Source organism: Streptomyces sp. NK08204 (assembly GCF_020400585.1).
Lineage (GTDB): Bacteria > Actinomycetota > Actinomycetes > Streptomycetales > Streptomycetaceae > Streptomyces.
Genome location: NZ_JAINVF010000008.1, coordinates 132,948 through 146,397, shown reverse-complemented (window position 1 = coordinate 146,397; position 13,450 = coordinate 132,948). Strand labels below are relative to the sequence as shown.

The 13,450-nt window shown below is 71.9% G+C and carries 15 protein-coding genes; 6 read left to right on the top strand and 9 right to left on the bottom strand.

Features of this window, described 5'->3' with window-relative positions; all coding sequences use genetic code 11:
• The first annotated feature begins 52 nt into the window (after window positions 1-52).
• From K7G59_RS15405 to hypE, 6 genes are read left to right on the top strand one after another with little or no spacing between them, the layout of a single operon-like run.
• Window positions 53-670, top strand: coding sequence for a hydrogenase maturation protease (locus tag K7G59_RS15405; protein WP_225834466.1), 618 nt, complete (start codon window positions 53-55; stop codon window positions 668-670).
• A complete protein-coding gene (gene hypB / locus K7G59_RS15400) occupies window positions 670-1,380 on the top strand; it encodes a hydrogenase nickel incorporation protein HypB (RefSeq protein WP_225834648.1) in 711 nt (236 codons plus the stop codon). Before K7G59_RS15405 ends, hypB begins: the two co-directional genes overlap by 1 nt.
• Window positions 1,377-3,722: a carbamoyltransferase HypF gene (gene hypF / locus K7G59_RS15395; RefSeq protein WP_225834464.1), complete on the top strand. Its 2,346-nt coding sequence runs from the start codon at window positions 1,377-1,379 to the stop codon at window positions 3,720-3,722. The genes hypB and hypF overlap by 4 nt, the downstream gene beginning before the upstream one ends.
• Before the next feature lie 3 nt (window positions 3,723-3,725).
• On the top strand, window positions 3,726-4,055 hold the full coding sequence (locus tag K7G59_RS15390; RefSeq protein ID WP_225834461.1) for a HypC/HybG/HupF family hydrogenase formation chaperone: 330 nt from the start codon (window positions 3,726-3,728) through the stop codon (window positions 4,053-4,055).
• Entirely contained in the window at window positions 4,052-5,173 is a 1,122-nt protein-coding gene (gene hypD, locus K7G59_RS15385) for a hydrogenase formation protein HypD (protein WP_225834458.1), read from the top strand. Before K7G59_RS15390 ends, hypD begins: the two co-directional genes overlap by 4 nt.
• Window positions 5,166-6,239, top strand: a complete 1,074-nt coding sequence (gene hypE / locus K7G59_RS15380) for a hydrogenase expression/formation protein HypE (RefSeq protein ID WP_308295043.1) — start codon at window positions 5,166-5,168, stop codon at window positions 6,237-6,239. The genes hypD and hypE overlap by 8 nt, the downstream gene beginning before the upstream one ends.
• Before the next feature lie 24 nt (window positions 6,240-6,263).
• On the opposite strand, the gene K7G59_RS15375 is transcribed toward hypE, so the two are convergent.
• Genes K7G59_RS15375 through K7G59_RS15335 form a run of 9 tightly spaced genes read right to left on the bottom strand, consistent with a single transcriptional unit; the run spans window position 6,264 to window position 13,085 of the window.
• Window positions 6,264-6,620 (bottom strand): hydrogenase maturation nickel metallochaperone HypA, encoded by a 357-nt coding sequence (locus K7G59_RS15375; protein ID WP_225834456.1) that lies wholly within the window; start codon window positions 6,618-6,620, stop codon window positions 6,264-6,266.
• A gap of 5 nt (window positions 6,621-6,625) precedes the next feature.
• The gene (locus tag K7G59_RS15370) at window positions 6,626-6,784 is read right to left on the bottom strand and encodes a hypothetical protein (protein ID WP_225834454.1); all 159 of its coding nucleotides are present in this window, start codon (window positions 6,782-6,784) and stop codon (window positions 6,626-6,628) included.
• A gap of 10 nt (window positions 6,785-6,794) precedes the next feature.
• Window positions 6,795-7,001, bottom strand: coding sequence for a hypothetical protein (locus K7G59_RS15365; RefSeq protein ID WP_225834453.1), 207 nt, complete (start codon window positions 6,999-7,001; stop codon window positions 6,795-6,797).
• Window positions 7,001-7,600, bottom strand: a complete 600-nt coding sequence (locus tag K7G59_RS15360) for a DUF5947 family protein (protein ID WP_225834452.1) — start codon at window positions 7,598-7,600, stop codon at window positions 7,001-7,003. The genes K7G59_RS15365 and K7G59_RS15360 overlap by 1 nt, the downstream gene beginning before the upstream one ends.
• Window positions 7,597-8,145, bottom strand: a complete 549-nt coding sequence (locus K7G59_RS15355; protein WP_225834451.1) for a NifU family protein — start codon at window positions 8,143-8,145, stop codon at window positions 7,597-7,599. The genes K7G59_RS15360 and K7G59_RS15355 overlap by 4 nt, the downstream gene beginning before the upstream one ends.
• Window positions 8,138-9,940 carry a nickel-dependent hydrogenase large subunit gene (locus tag K7G59_RS15350; RefSeq protein WP_225834450.1) on the bottom strand — a complete coding sequence of 601 codons (1,803 nt, stop codon included), beginning with the start codon at window positions 9,938-9,940 and terminating at the stop codon, window positions 8,138-8,140. Before K7G59_RS15350 ends, K7G59_RS15355 begins: the two co-directional genes overlap by 8 nt.
• A gap of 37 nt (window positions 9,941-9,977) precedes the next feature.
• Window positions 9,978-11,066 carry a hydrogenase expression protein HypE gene (locus K7G59_RS15345; RefSeq protein ID WP_225834449.1) on the bottom strand — a complete coding sequence of 363 codons (1,089 nt, stop codon included), beginning with the start codon at window positions 11,064-11,066 and terminating at the stop codon, window positions 9,978-9,980.
• Window positions 11,063-11,608, bottom strand: a complete 546-nt coding sequence (locus K7G59_RS15340; RefSeq protein ID WP_225834447.1) for a hemerythrin domain-containing protein — start codon at window positions 11,606-11,608, stop codon at window positions 11,063-11,065. The genes K7G59_RS15345 and K7G59_RS15340 overlap by 4 nt, the downstream gene beginning before the upstream one ends.
• Window positions 11,595-13,085: a hypothetical protein gene (locus K7G59_RS15335; RefSeq protein ID WP_225834445.1), complete on the bottom strand. Its 1,491-nt coding sequence runs from the start codon at window positions 13,083-13,085 to the stop codon at window positions 11,595-11,597. The genes K7G59_RS15340 and K7G59_RS15335 overlap by 14 nt, the downstream gene beginning before the upstream one ends.
• Window positions 13,086-13,450 lie beyond the last annotated feature (365 nt).

Sequence of the window (13,450 nt, the reverse complement as noted above, 5' to 3'; positions counted from 1 at the left end):
CGCACCATCCCTCCGCCGGCACTTTTCGCCGGCCTCTGGGCAGGAGACTCCGTTGGCCCCCACCCGTCTGCTCGTGGCCGGCATCGGCAACATCTTCCTCGCCGACGACGCCTTCGGCCCCGAAGTGATCGCGGCCCTGCGGGAACGTCCGCTGCCCGCCGGTGCCGATGTGCGGGACTTCGGCATCCGCGGCCTGGACCTCGCCTACCAGCTCCTGGACGGCTACGACGCGGTGGTGCTCGTCGACGCCGCGGCGCGCGGCCACCGCCCCGGCACCCTGTCCCTGATCGCGCCCGAGCTGCCCGACGCCGCGGACTGCGCGCCGGAGGCGCACGGCATGGACCCGGTCAAGGTGCTGGCACTGGCCGCGCGCCTGGCCGAAAGGCCGTTGCCCCGCGTCGTGCTGCTGGCGTGCGAGCCCGAGCGGCTGCCGCGGGACGACACCGACGTCATCGACGGTCTGAGCGCCCCGGTGCGCGCGGCCGTCGCGGCGGCGGTGCCCCTGCTGCACACGGTGGTGCGGCGGCTGCTGTCCGACCCCTCCGCGCCGCTCGCGTTCGGCCGGCCGGAGGAATCCGGGGGGTGTGTACCGGCCGGTCCTTGCGGGATCGCCGCCCGGCCGGAAGAGGATCACCACGTTCGCCCCTCCGTCAGCAAGGAGCACGCGTGATGTGCCGGTCCGTGGACGTGAAACAGGCTGTCATGGCGAAGAACGACGACCTGGCGGCGGCCCTGCGCACCGACCTGGACCGTCAGGGCGTCACCACGGTCAACCTGCTCTCCAGCCCCGGCAGCGGTAAGACGGAGCTGCTGACGCATGTGCTGGGCCTGTCCGTACGGCGTGGCCTCGCGGTGGCCGCGCTGACCGCGGACCTGGCGACGGAGAACGACGCCCGCCGTCTGGCACGCTCGGGCGCCCCGGTCAAGCAGTTGCTGACGGGCGGGCTGTGCCACCTGGAGGCGCGGCAGGTGCGCGGACACCTGGAGGGGTGGCTGCCTGTGGACACCGCGCTGCTGTTCGTGGAGAACGTGGGCAATCTCGTCTGTCCGGCGGCCTACGACCTCGGCGAGACGCTGCGCGTGGTTCTGATGGCGGTGACCGAGGGCGAGGACAAGCCGCTGAAGTACCCCACCGCCTTCGGCTCCGCCCACCTGGTGGTGGTCACCAAGACCGACCTGGCCGAGGCCGCCGGCTTCGACGAGGCCGCCTTCACCGGCAACGTCGAGCGGGTGAACCCGGGCGTGGACGTCGTCCGCACCAGCGCCCGACGGGGCGAGGGCGTCGATGTCCTGCTGGACCGGGTCCTCGCCGTCCGCAACGGTGCGCCGCCGCACCGCCCGGCGCTGACCGCACCCGCGCACCAGCACACCGCGTCATGACGGCCCCGGCCACCGCCACGGTACGGCGCCGGATCGGCGTGCGCGGTGTGGTGCAGGGCGTCGGGTTCCGGCCGTTCGTGCACCGCCTGGCCACCGAGGAGGCGCTGACCGGGTTCGTCACCAACCACTCCGGCGGCGTCCTGATCGAGGTGGAGGGCCCGCCCGACGGGGTGGAGCGGTTCTGTGCCCGGCTCCCCCGGGAGACTCCCGCCCTGGCCACCGTGACCGGCGTCGACTGCACCGACGTACCCACGACGGGTGCTGCGGACGGCTTCACCATCCGCGCCTCCGAGACCGGCAGCGGGCGCACGGTGCTGCCGCCGGACACCGCCACGTGCGCGGACTGTTTGCGGGAGCTGGCCGACCCCGCCGACCGTCGGCACCGGCATCCGTTCATCACCTGCACGCACTGCGGCCCCCGCTTCACGATCGCGAGGGCGCTGCCGTACGACCGGGCGACCACCACCATGGACGCTTTTGCGATGTGCGGGGCGTGCGCCGCGGAGTACGGCGACCCCGGCGACCGGCGCTTCCACGCGCAGCCGGTCGCCTGCCACGCCTGCGGTCCCGGCCTGCGTCTCGTGCCCGCTCCCGGGACCGGGTTGCGGCCCGCGCGGGACGCCGAGGCCCTCGCCGCGGCACGGGCCCTGCTCGCGGCGGGGCGGATCGTCGCCGTCAAGGGCGTCGGGGGCTACCACCTGGCCTGTGACGCGAGCGACGCGGACGCCGTGGCGCGGCTGCGGGCCCGCAAGCAGCGCGGCGGGAAACCGTTCGCGGTGATGGCGGCGGACCTGACGGACGTCACGCGGATCGCCGAGGTCGGGGAGGCCGAACGGGCCGCGCTGACCGGGCCGCACCGCCCGGTCGTGCTGCTGCGTCCGCGTGGCGGACCGCTCGCCGACGGCGTGTGCACCGGCAGCCCGCACGTCGGCGTCATGCTGCCCTACACGCCCGTGCACACGCTGTTGTTCGGACTGCCGGGCGACCCGCCCGGCCCGCGCCTGCTGGTGATGACCAGCGGCAACCGTTCCGGCGAGCCCATCGTCACCGACGACGCCGAGGCTCTGACGCGGCTGTCCGGACTGGCCGACGCCTGGCTGGCCCACGACCGTGCCATCACCTCGCCGTGCGACGACTCCGTGCTGCGGGTGCGGCCCGACGGCACCGAGCAGGTGCTGCGCCGCTCCCGCGGGTACGTGCCCCGGCCGCTGGCCCTGCCGTTCACGGTGCGCCCGGTTCTCGCGGTGGGCGGCGACCTGAAGAACGCGTCCTGCCTCGGGGCGGACGATCAGGCCTGGTTCGGGCCGCACATCGGCGACCTGGGCGACCTGGCATCGCTAGGCGCCCTGGAGCGGGCCGAGGCGAACCTGCGGTGCCTGACCGGCATCCGGCCCGAGGTGGTCGCGGCCGACCGGCACCCCGGCTACCACTCGGCGCGCTGGGCGCGCGCCCGGGCCGACGGGCGGGAGGTGCGGCTGGTGCAGCACCACCACGCGCACGTCGCCTCCGCCATGGCCGAGCACGGTCTCACCGGTACCGCCCCCGTCATCGGCATCGCCTTCGACGGCACCGGATACGGCGACGACCGCACCGTCTGGGGCGGCGAGGTACTGATCGCCGACTACGACGGCTTCCGCCGCTACGCCCATCTGTCCCCCGCTGCGCTGCCCGGCGGGGACGCCGGGGTGGCCAACCCCTGCCGTCTGGCCCTGGCCCGGCTCCACGCGGCCGGTCTGGCCTGGGACCCGGACCTGCCGTGCACGGCCGCCTGCCCGCCCGAGGAACGCACCTTGCTGGCACGCCAGTTGGAGCGGGACGTGGCCTGTGTGCCGACCTCCAGCATGGGGCGCCTGTTCGACGCCGTCTCGTCGCTGTTGGGCGTGTGCCACCGGGCGGGCTACGAGGCACAGGCGGCGCTGGAGCTGGAGGCGGAGGCCGTGCAGGGGTGGACCGCCGACAACTGCGCGTACACCCTGCGCACGGCACCCGGCGACGCCGCGGCGCTGCGGCTCGATCCGGCCCCCGTCCTGCGCTCGCTCGTCGCGGACCTGCGCCGTGGCGCACCCCGCCCCGTGCTGGCGGCCCGCTTCCACCGGGGTGTCGCGGTGACGGTCGCGGACGTGTGCCGCCGGGCGCGCCGCGACACCGGCATCGCCACGGTGGCCCTGACCGGCGGGGTGTTCGCCAACACGCTGCTGGAGGAGGCCTGCACGGCCCTGCTGACGGTGGACGGGTTCACGGTGCTGCGGCACGGGGAGGTCCCGCCGGGTGACGGCGGGCTCGCTCTGGGCCAGCTCGTGGTCGCGGCCCGCCGACCATTCCCCGCCGACAACCCGGAGTGACCCATGTGTCTGGCAGTGCCCGGCCGCGTCCTGGCCGTCGAGGACGGCACCGATCCCCTGACGGGGCTGATCGACTTCGGCGGCGTGCACAAACGCGTCTGCCTCGAGTACGTCCCCGATGTGCGGGTCGGGGAGTACGTCATCGTCCACGTCGGATTCGCGCTGCAGCGGCTGGACGAGGAGTCGGCGCAGGCCTCCCTGCGGCTCTTCGAGGAACTGGGGCTGCTGGAGGAGGAGTTCGGTGACGCCTGGGGGCGGGCGGCACAGGAGGCGGGGGTGCCGAAGCCCGCAGGCCCGGCGGCCACGTCCGGCGCCGAGGAAGGAGCCCGATGAAGTACATCGACGAGTTCAACGACCCCGAGCTGGCGCGCAGGCTGCTCGACGAGATCCACGCCACGGTCACCCGGCCGTGGGCACTGATGGAGGTCTGCGGCGGTCAGACCCACTCCATCATCCGACACGGGATCGACCAACTCCTCCCCGAAAAAGTCGAGTTGATCCATGGACCCGGCTGTCCGGTGTGTGTGACGCCGCTGGAGGTCATCGACAAGGCGCTGGCGATCGCCGCCCGGCCCGAGGTGATCTTCTGCTCCTTCGGGGACATGCTGCGGGTGCCGGGCACGGACCGGGACCTGTTCCGGGTCAAGAGCGAGGGCGGCGACGTCCGCGTGGTCTACTCCCCCATGGACGCGCTGGAGCTGGCCCGCCGTCACCCGGACCGCGAGGTCGTGTTCTTCGGCATCGGCTTCGAGACCACGGCGCCCGCCAACGCCATGGCCGTGCACCAGGCGCGCCGCCTGGGCCTTGCCAACTTCAGCCTGCTGGTGTCGCACGTGCGGGTGCCGCCGGCGGTCGAGGCCATCATGACCGCCCCCTCCTGTCGGGTGCAGGGATTCCTCGCGGCCGGCCACGTGTGCAGCGTGATGGGCACCGCCGAGTATCCGGACCTTGCCGAGCGGCACCGCGTCCCCATCGTGGTGACCGGGTTCGAGCCGCTGGACATCCTGGAGGGCATCCGGCGCGCCGTGCACCAGCTGGAGCGCGGCGAGCACCGCGTGGAGAACGCCTACGCCCGTGCCGTACGGGAGACCGGCAACCCGGCCGCCCTGCGCATGATCGAAGAGGTGTTCGAGGTCACCGACCGCTCCTGGCGCGGTATCGGACGCATCCCGGGCAGCGGCTGGCGGCTGACGGAGGCGTTCCGCGACCACGACGCCGAGCACCGCTTCGACGTCGGCGGCATCCGTACCGAGGAGTCCGGCGTCTGCCGCAGCGGCGAGGTGCTCCAGGGCCTGATCAAGCCGACCGAGTGCCCGGCCTTCGGCACGACCTGCACACCACGCACCCCGCTGGGCGCCACGATGGTCTCCAACGAGGGCGCCTGTGCCGCCTACTACCTCTACCGGCGGATGGACACCACCCCGCACAAGGAGATGAGCCCCGTTGGCTGACACGTCCGCCACCGCAGTCGTCGACCCGTCGAACTGGTCCTGCCCCGCTCCGCTGCGCGACCAGCCGGTCGTCGTCATGGGCCACGGGGGCGGCGGCGCCCTGTCGGCGGAGCTCGTGGACGGGGTTTTCGCCCCGGCCTACGGCAATCCGGTGCTGGCCGGGCTCGCCGACTCGGCGGTGGTCCGCCTCGGCGGGGCCCGGCTGGCCTTCTCCACCGACTCCTACGTGGTACGGCCGCTGTTCTTCCCCGGCGGCTGCATCGGCGACCTGGCCGTGAACGGCACCGTCAACGACCTCGCCATGAGCGGTGCGGTGCCGGCGTTCCTGTCGACGGCCTTCGTACTGGAGGAGGGCGTGGCGATGGACGTCGTCGACCGGGTCGCCCGCGCCGTCGGTGCCGCCGCACAGGCGGCCGGCGTCACCGTCGCCACCGGGGACACCAAGGTCGTCGAGGCCGGGCACGGGGACGGCGTGTACCTCACCACCTCCGGCATCGGCCTGGTCGCCGACGGCGTGGACATCCGGCCGCAGCGGGCGAGGCCCGGCGACGCCGTCCTGGTCAGCGGGCCGATCGGCCTGCACGGCGTGGCCATCATGAGCGTGCGCGACGGGCTGGAGTTCGGCGTGGAGGTCGCGAGCGACACCGCGCCGCTGGCCGCTCTGGTCGCGGCGATGCTGGAGGTCACGTCCGACCTTCACGTGCTGCGCGATCCCACGCGGGGCGGGCTCGCAGCGTCGCTGAACGAGATCGCCCGGGCCTCGGGCACCGGGGTGCGGCTGACGGAGCGGGCGATCCCGGTGCCGGACGCCGTCGCCAACGCCTGCGCATTCCTGGGCCTGGACCCGCTGTACGTCGCCAACGAGGGCCGTCTGGTGGCGTTCGTCCCCCGCGAGCACGCCGATGCGGTGCTGGCGGCGATGCGGGCGCATCCGCAGGGGGCGCAGGCCGCGCTCATCGGTGAGTGCGTGGCCGAACACCCCGGCATGGTGGTGGTGTCGACCGGTCTCGGCGGCACCCGGGTGGTCGACCTGCCGCTCGGGGAGCAGTTGCCGCGGATCTGCTGAGGCAGCGTCGGCGGGGCGCCGGGGTCAGCCCGGCGCCCCGGCGAGATCCAGGCCGGTGATCTCCAGCTCCCGCCCGCTGAGCAGCCCTTCGCAGGGGCGGTCGCAGCGCGGGCACCAGAGGAACGGCGGTACTCCCACGGGGAAGTCCTCGTCGCAGGGCCCGCAGTGGGCGACGGCGGCGACCTCCTCGACGACGAGTTCGGCCGCCGCCAGCGCGGTCCCGTTCCGGGCCACCTCGAAGGCGAAGGCCAGCGCTGCGGGGACGACCCCGGACAACTCTCCGACCCGCACATTGACCACGGACACGGCGCCCGAGCCATGGGCCCGCGCCACCTCGTCCGCCTGTTCCACGATGGCCGTGGCGATCGACAACTCGTGCACGGGCGTCACCGCGGGCGGCGGGAGCCGGACGGGAAGCCGACCATCCGCAAGATCCTGATCTCGCGCACGATCCCGGGAATCTCCATGATCAGCAGGGCAAGGGCCGCTCCTGTCACGAACACCGCCTGTGCGGTCAGTACGCGCCGGGCCGTCAGCTGTGCCATGGTGTGCTCCTCATCCCGGGGGAAGGTTCGGCATGACCTTCATGATCGCGTTGTGCTTCTTCCAGTGGATGCCGGTGGAACGGCGCGCGTCGGCGGTACCGTCCTTGTGGTGCCCGGCCTGGTGTCCGTACGGCCCCTTGTTGCCCTGGTGGAGACCGAGGACATGGGTGGGCGTGTCCGGCTTCACGACAGGTCTGCCGACCCTGATCGTTCCCATCATGTGCTCCCTGTGTTCGTCAGATCAGCGAAGAACCGCTCGACGGCGGGCCACACGCGTGCGCCGCCCGACAGCCCGCGCCACTCGTGCCGAACGAGGGCTACCAGGCGGAAGCACACGTCGACCGGGACGATCCAGTGCCGGCACGCGCCCCGGGCGGTGTTGACCAGCAGCGCCTCGACATCGGGTGCCACGTTCCCCACCAGTGCACACCCGGCGACCACCTCCCGCCAGGCGGCGGCCTCCACGTCCCAGCGGACCGCGCCTGCGGGGCCCGGGTAGTGCGCCACGACCGTGCCGTCCGCACGCGGGACGAAGAAGGCCAGGCCCACGGGCACGCCCAGCGGCGCGGTGTCCACCGGCGGGAGCTCGAGGTGACGCTCCGGGATCAGCCGGTAGTGCCCGGCGCCCGCCTCGTCCCTGACGAACAGCAGGGCGCAGGGCCGGCAGGCGCACAGCACCTCCTGCCGCTCGCCGTCGTACAGATGGCGGTGCCCGTCGGACACGGGCGCCGCGCACAGGTCGCAGCTCTCCCGGGCCGCCGTCCGCCGGTCGGTGGCCGAGCGGACGACCCGGGCCAGGGCCCCGCCGGTGGTCATGGCGTCCCCTGGGGCTGCGCGAGCCGGAGGGACACCGCGTCCAGCGGTACGAACGCGGAGCCGGGGCCGGGATCCGCTTCCCGTTCGACGCCCCGCAGCTCGGGGGCGACCGCGAGCAGGGACTCACGGACGGCGTCCATCAGCCCGGCGGCCGTCGAGCCGCATCCGCCGGACCGCAGGCGGACCCGGGCCACTCCGTCGTCGACGGCGACCAGCTCCAGATCGCCGCCGCGTTCGCGCAGGCTGCCGCGCAGCTGCTCGACGGCACGGTTCAGCCGGGGAAGCACATGCTCGGGGTGGACGTCGTGCAGCACCATCAGATGCCCGAGGAGCTCGTCGTCCGCGAGGGCTGCGGCCAGCGACGCGTCGGCGCGGTCCAGGACCCGGGCGAGGGCCTCGCCGTAGACCTCTGTCAGGGCGCGCACCGCCTCCAGGGCGTCGCGGGCCGTCGGTCCCGCGGCGTTCTCCAGTCGTTCCAGCAGCTCGTCGATGCGGGCCAGACGGGCCGTCACCGCACTGTCGCCGAGCCGGTCCGCCTCAGCCATGGCCGCCGGCTCCGTAGGTCGGTGTGTGCACCGTGGTCAGCTCCTTGCCCTTGCCCAGGTACATGTGCACGCCGCAGGGCAGGCAGGGGTCGAAGCTGCGCACGGTGCGCATGATGTCGACGCCCTTGAAGTCGTCGGGCCCGTTCTCCTCGAAGATCGGCTGTCCCTGGACGGCGTCCTCGTACGGCCCCGGAGTGCCGTAGCTGTCGCGGGGGCTGGCGTTCCAGGGGGTGGGCGGATACGGGTGGTAGTTGGCGATCTTCTTGTCCTTGATCACCAGGTGGTGGGAGAGGACCCCGCGGACGGCCTCGTGGAACCCGCAGCCGATCGCCTCGTCGGGCACCTCGAAGTTCTCGAATACCTTGATCTCGCCGGCCCGTACCAGGGCCATCGCCTTCTCCAGGAACTCGAAGGCCATCGCGGCGGCGTAGGCCACGAAGTAGGGGCGGGCGCGGTCCCGTTCGATGGTGTTGCTCCACTGGGGGATCTTCCACTCCAGCGTCTGCTCGGGGAGCTTCTCGCTCTTCGGCAGCGTGATGCGCACGCTGTGGCCGGTGGCCTTCACGTACGGGGTGTCGACCAGTCCGCTCAGCGCCGTCGACCACAGCCTCGCCAGCGGGCCGCCGCCGGTGTCCAGGGCCAGGTGCTGGTCGCTCTGCTGGTGGTACCAGCGCGGGCTCATCACCCAGCTGTAGTTGCCGTCGAACTGCCGCTTCTGCGGCACCGGGACGGTTGTCTGGTTCCACGGGTGGCGCATGTCCACCGGGTTGCCGAGCGGGTCCTTGGTGACGAACGGCTCCTCGGCCGTCCAGTCGTCGTAGTAGGAGCTGCCCAGCAGGATCCGCATGCCGAGGTTGATGTCGACGAGGTTGTTGGTGACCAGTTGGCCGTCGACGATGATGCCGGGGGTGACGAACATCGCCTTGCCCCAGTCGTTCATCGTCTCGTAACGGTAGTCGCAGACCTCGGGGTTCTGGAAGGCGCCCCAGCAGCCGAGCAGGACGCGGCGGCGGCCGACCTCCTCGTAGCCGGGCAGGGCCTCGTAGAAGAAGTCGAAGACGTCGTCGTTCATCGCGACGGACTTCTTGACGAAGTCGAGCGTCGTCATCAGCCGGGAGAGGTAGTCGGTGAAGGTGGTCGGGGTGGCGACGGTGCCCACCCCGCCGGGGTACAACGTCGACGGGTGGACGTGCCGGCCCTCCATCTTGCAGAACATCTCCCGGGTGACCCGGCTGATCTTCAGCGCCTCCTTGTACGTCTCCCCCTCGAAGGGGTTGTACGAGCGCATAATGTCGGCAATGGTCCGGTGGCCGTGGATGTCGCCACGGGGCGCCTCGGTGCGCTCGGCCCGGGCCAGCACACCCGGGTTGGTGGCCTTGACCATCGCCTCGCAGAAGTCCACGAAGACCAGGTTGTCCTGGAAGATCGTGTGGTCGAACATGTACTCGGCCGCTTCACCGAGGTTGACGATGTGGTCGGCCAGTTCCGGCGGTTTGATGCCGTACGCCATCTGCTGGGCGTAGTTGGAGCAGGTGGTGTGGTTGTCCCCGCAGATACCGCAGATGCGGGACGTGATGAAACCGGCGTCGCGCGGGTCCTTGCCCTTCATGAACACGGAGTAGCCGCGGAAGAGGGACGACGTGCTGTGGCACTCGACCACTTCGCGGTTGGCGAAGTCGATCTTCGTGTAGATGCCCAGGTTGCCGATGATCCGGGTGATCGGGTCCCAGGACATGTCCACGATCTGTGCGGGCTGACGCCCGGTGGTCCCGGCCCGGTCCTCGGTCGTTGTCATGTGTTTCCTGCCCTCGCTGGTGGGGTGTCTCGCTGTGTCAGGGGCGCCAGTGGGGGTCGTAACCGCTCGTCAGCTCCGTGCCTCTGTGCCGCCACTTCGGCTCCCGGTTGACGGCCATGGACGTGATGCCGCGCATCCGGCGGATGAAGGCGCCATAGGGCTTGACGAGCAGCGACGACAGGCTGCCGCCGGGCGGCTCGTCCATGAACGGCATGAAGGCGTCGGGGAAGCCGGGCATGGTGCAGCCGATGCAGATGCCGCCGACGTTCGGGCAGCCGCCGACCCCGTTCATCCAACCCCGCTTGGGCACGTTGCAGTTGACCACGGGTCCCCAACAGCCCACCTTCACCTGGCACTTGGGGGCGTTGTAGTCCTTGGCGAAGTCGGCCTGCTCGTAGTAGGCGGCGCGGTCGCAGCCCTCGTGGACGGTCTTCCCGAACAGCCACTGCGGGCGCAGCATGTGGTCCAGCGGGGGCGGCGGGGCCGCGCCCGCCGCGTGCTGGAGGACCCAGACCAGGGTCTCCATGAAGTTCTCCGGCTGGATGGGGCAGCCGGGGACGTTGACGACGGGCAGCGCGCCCTGTGACGTGAAGTCCCAGCCCAGGTAGTCCGACAGGCCCATGCTGCCGGTCGGGTTGCCCGCCATCGCGTGGATGCCGCCGTACGTCGCACAGGTGCCGGCCGCCACGATCGCCCAGGCCTTCGGGGCGAGCTGGTCGATCCACCAGTTGAGGGTGAGGGGCTCACCGGTCTCCGGGTCGTTGCCGAAGGACGTCCAGTAGCCGTCGCCCTCGATGATGTCCTGGTTGGGGATCGATCCTTCGATCACCAGGATGAACGGCGCGAGTTCGCCGCGCGCCGCCGCCCGGTAGGGGGCGAGGAAGTCCTCGCCGCCCTGGGTGGGCGAGAGCACCTTGTTGTACAGGTGTACCGTCGGCAGGCCGGGGATCAGGCCCTGGACGACGTCCTCGATCGACGGCTGTCCGGCGGCGGTGAGCGAGACGGTGTCGCCGTCACAGCTCATGCCCTCGGAGATCCAGAGGATGTGGATCTCGTCGAACCCCTTCCGCGGCGTCGGCCGGCTGGTCTCCTGACTGACTTCGGTGGTGCCGCTGTCGATCGTCATGTCCTGGGCCTTTGCTGGAGTCGGTCTCGGAAGCGGTCGTACGCCGCTGCCACCGGCGCGGCCAGGGTGAGGCCGGGCGGATGGTCGGGGGCGTGCGGATGGGGACGGGTCGGCGCGGTCTGCTTCGCCTTCGTCAGCAGCTCCCCCAGCCGGTCCAGCTCCCGCTGGGACACCCATTCGCGCAGCCGGGGCAGGAACTGCTGCTCCTCCTCGCGGACATGCTCCTCGACCTCCTGGCGCAGCTGCTCGACGAGGTCGTCGGTGCGCTCGTCGCCCTCGGAGAGCCTGTCGAGGGCGAGGAGGGTCCTCTTCACGGCCCTGTGCTCCTCGAGCTGCTCGTCGATCTCCTCCGCGCCGTCGGGGAAGGCGTTCCTCGCCAGCGGGTAGACGAACATCTCCTCCAGCGCGGCGTGCTTGGACAGCTCACGCACCATCAGTTCCACCACGGCCCGGCGCTGCTTGTCGGAGGCGGCGGCGTGATAGTTGCGGAACAGCTGTTCCACCATGCGGTGGTCGTGGACCAGTACCTCAAGGGCGTCCATTGCGCCCTCCCTCGTCAGTGGCGGTCAGGGGGGTCAGTTCATGCGGGCGGAAGTAGTGGAAGCGGCCGTACCAGCCGTTGAGTTCGGCCGCGGGGTCGTCGTCGAGGGTGACGGCGACATGCATGCTGCCGTCCACGTCGTGCAGAACGGCCGCCACCCGGGCGGTGCGTCCGGCCAGGAACATGTCCTGGGCGTCGGCGCCGCGCCCGGCCGGGTTCAGCCGCACGGCGCTGCCGGCCGCCACCGGCACGCCGTCGACGAGCACGCTGTCGGTCGTGGGCGACAGTCCGTCGTCGCCGCCGTCCTGCCACCAGGGAACCCCTGATGAGGTCCTGCCCGGTGCGGTCGGCCGGGGGGACGGACCGGCCGGAGCGGACGGAGCGGATGGCTTCAGGGAACGGATGGCTCCGTGCAGCCGGGCGAAGACCTCCGGCGGCATCGTCTCGACGCGGTCGAGGATGTCCGCCGCGCGCCGGTCGGTGGCACGGGCCTCGCGTTTCTCCTCGTCGGTCAGCAGCAGCGTGCGCAGGGTCAGGATCTCGTCGATCTCGGCGGCGTCGTGGAGATCGCCCGGGCTCTCCGGGGCCACCTGCGGGTGGTCGGGCAGGAGGATCGGTGACGACAGCAACGCCTCGCGGCCGGGTTCGCCGCCGAGCACGGGGAAGGTGTGCACGTTACGGCAGGCGCGGGCGTGCTGCTCGTACGGGCCCGGCGGATCGGTGAGGGACAGGAACTCGACGCCGTCCCCGCCGATGAGTGTGTGGGTGGCCATGAGGGCGTGGGCGAGAGCCTCGGCGCGCGATGCCTCGGTGCCGCGGTCCAGGGATCCGGTGTTCTCCGTCCGCACCCGGAGCCGGTAGACCCCGGCGGCGGCTGGCCGGCCGTCCGCCACGGGCTCGGCCCGCAGGGTCGTCACCGCGTCCAGTTGCTCCCGCCGCCGCACCACCCGCCCGGCCCCGCCCGCGACGATCTCGCTCTCCTCCCCACCCGCGGACCCGGCCCACAGGCGCTGGTCGCACACGAGCAACTGGTCCAGCGGGAAGGCGGCGACCTCCTCGCGGGGGACGGCTTCGTCGAAGGTCAGGTGGACGGCATCGCCGTCGTCCAGCGACTCGACCTGCCGGTAACCGCCGTCGGGCAGCCGCTCCTCGACCTGTTTGCGCTGGAGTTGCAGGTAACGCACCCGCACGCGCAGCAGAGCCCCGGGGGCAGCTCGCACCAGGCACTCCGTCTGCTGGTACCAGGAGTCCACCGCCCCCGACAGCACCGCCGGCACCGGGCCGTCCCGTTCCGCCCACTCGCGGGGGGCGAGGACGCCGAACTGCCAGCGCACCCGGTTCTTGGGCGAAGACCTGCGGTACGGGTAGAGAAGGTAGCCCTCGTAGAGAACGGCATCGGCCACCGCACGCAGCTGCTGGAAGGCGTCGGCGCAGGACGTCGCCGAACTGGCGCTTCCCTCTCCGGCAACGACGGCCATCTCGCCTCCTCGTACGGCTGTCACGGCATCGGCTCACCATCCGTTCCACCACGCTCACACGGTTCACACCGCGGCGCCTCTTATGGCGCACCCGAATGCGGCGGCCGGACCGACGGCTCGCCCGACGGCTGCGGTGAACACGAGGAATTCGTCGGCGTCACCCCTGACGCGCTCACTCGTACGGCGGTACGTCCGGATCCCCCGGACGGCGTACGGCTGGACCGGGGCCCGATGCGGCGCAGAACTCCACGAATCCGGCCTGAGCACCGAGCGTATTTCTACTCCAGTAGCTTTCCCCTGGTGCAGTAGCTTGCGAACGCCGCCTGGAAACACAGCTGCCCCCGGGCAGTGGACCGACCGGAGAG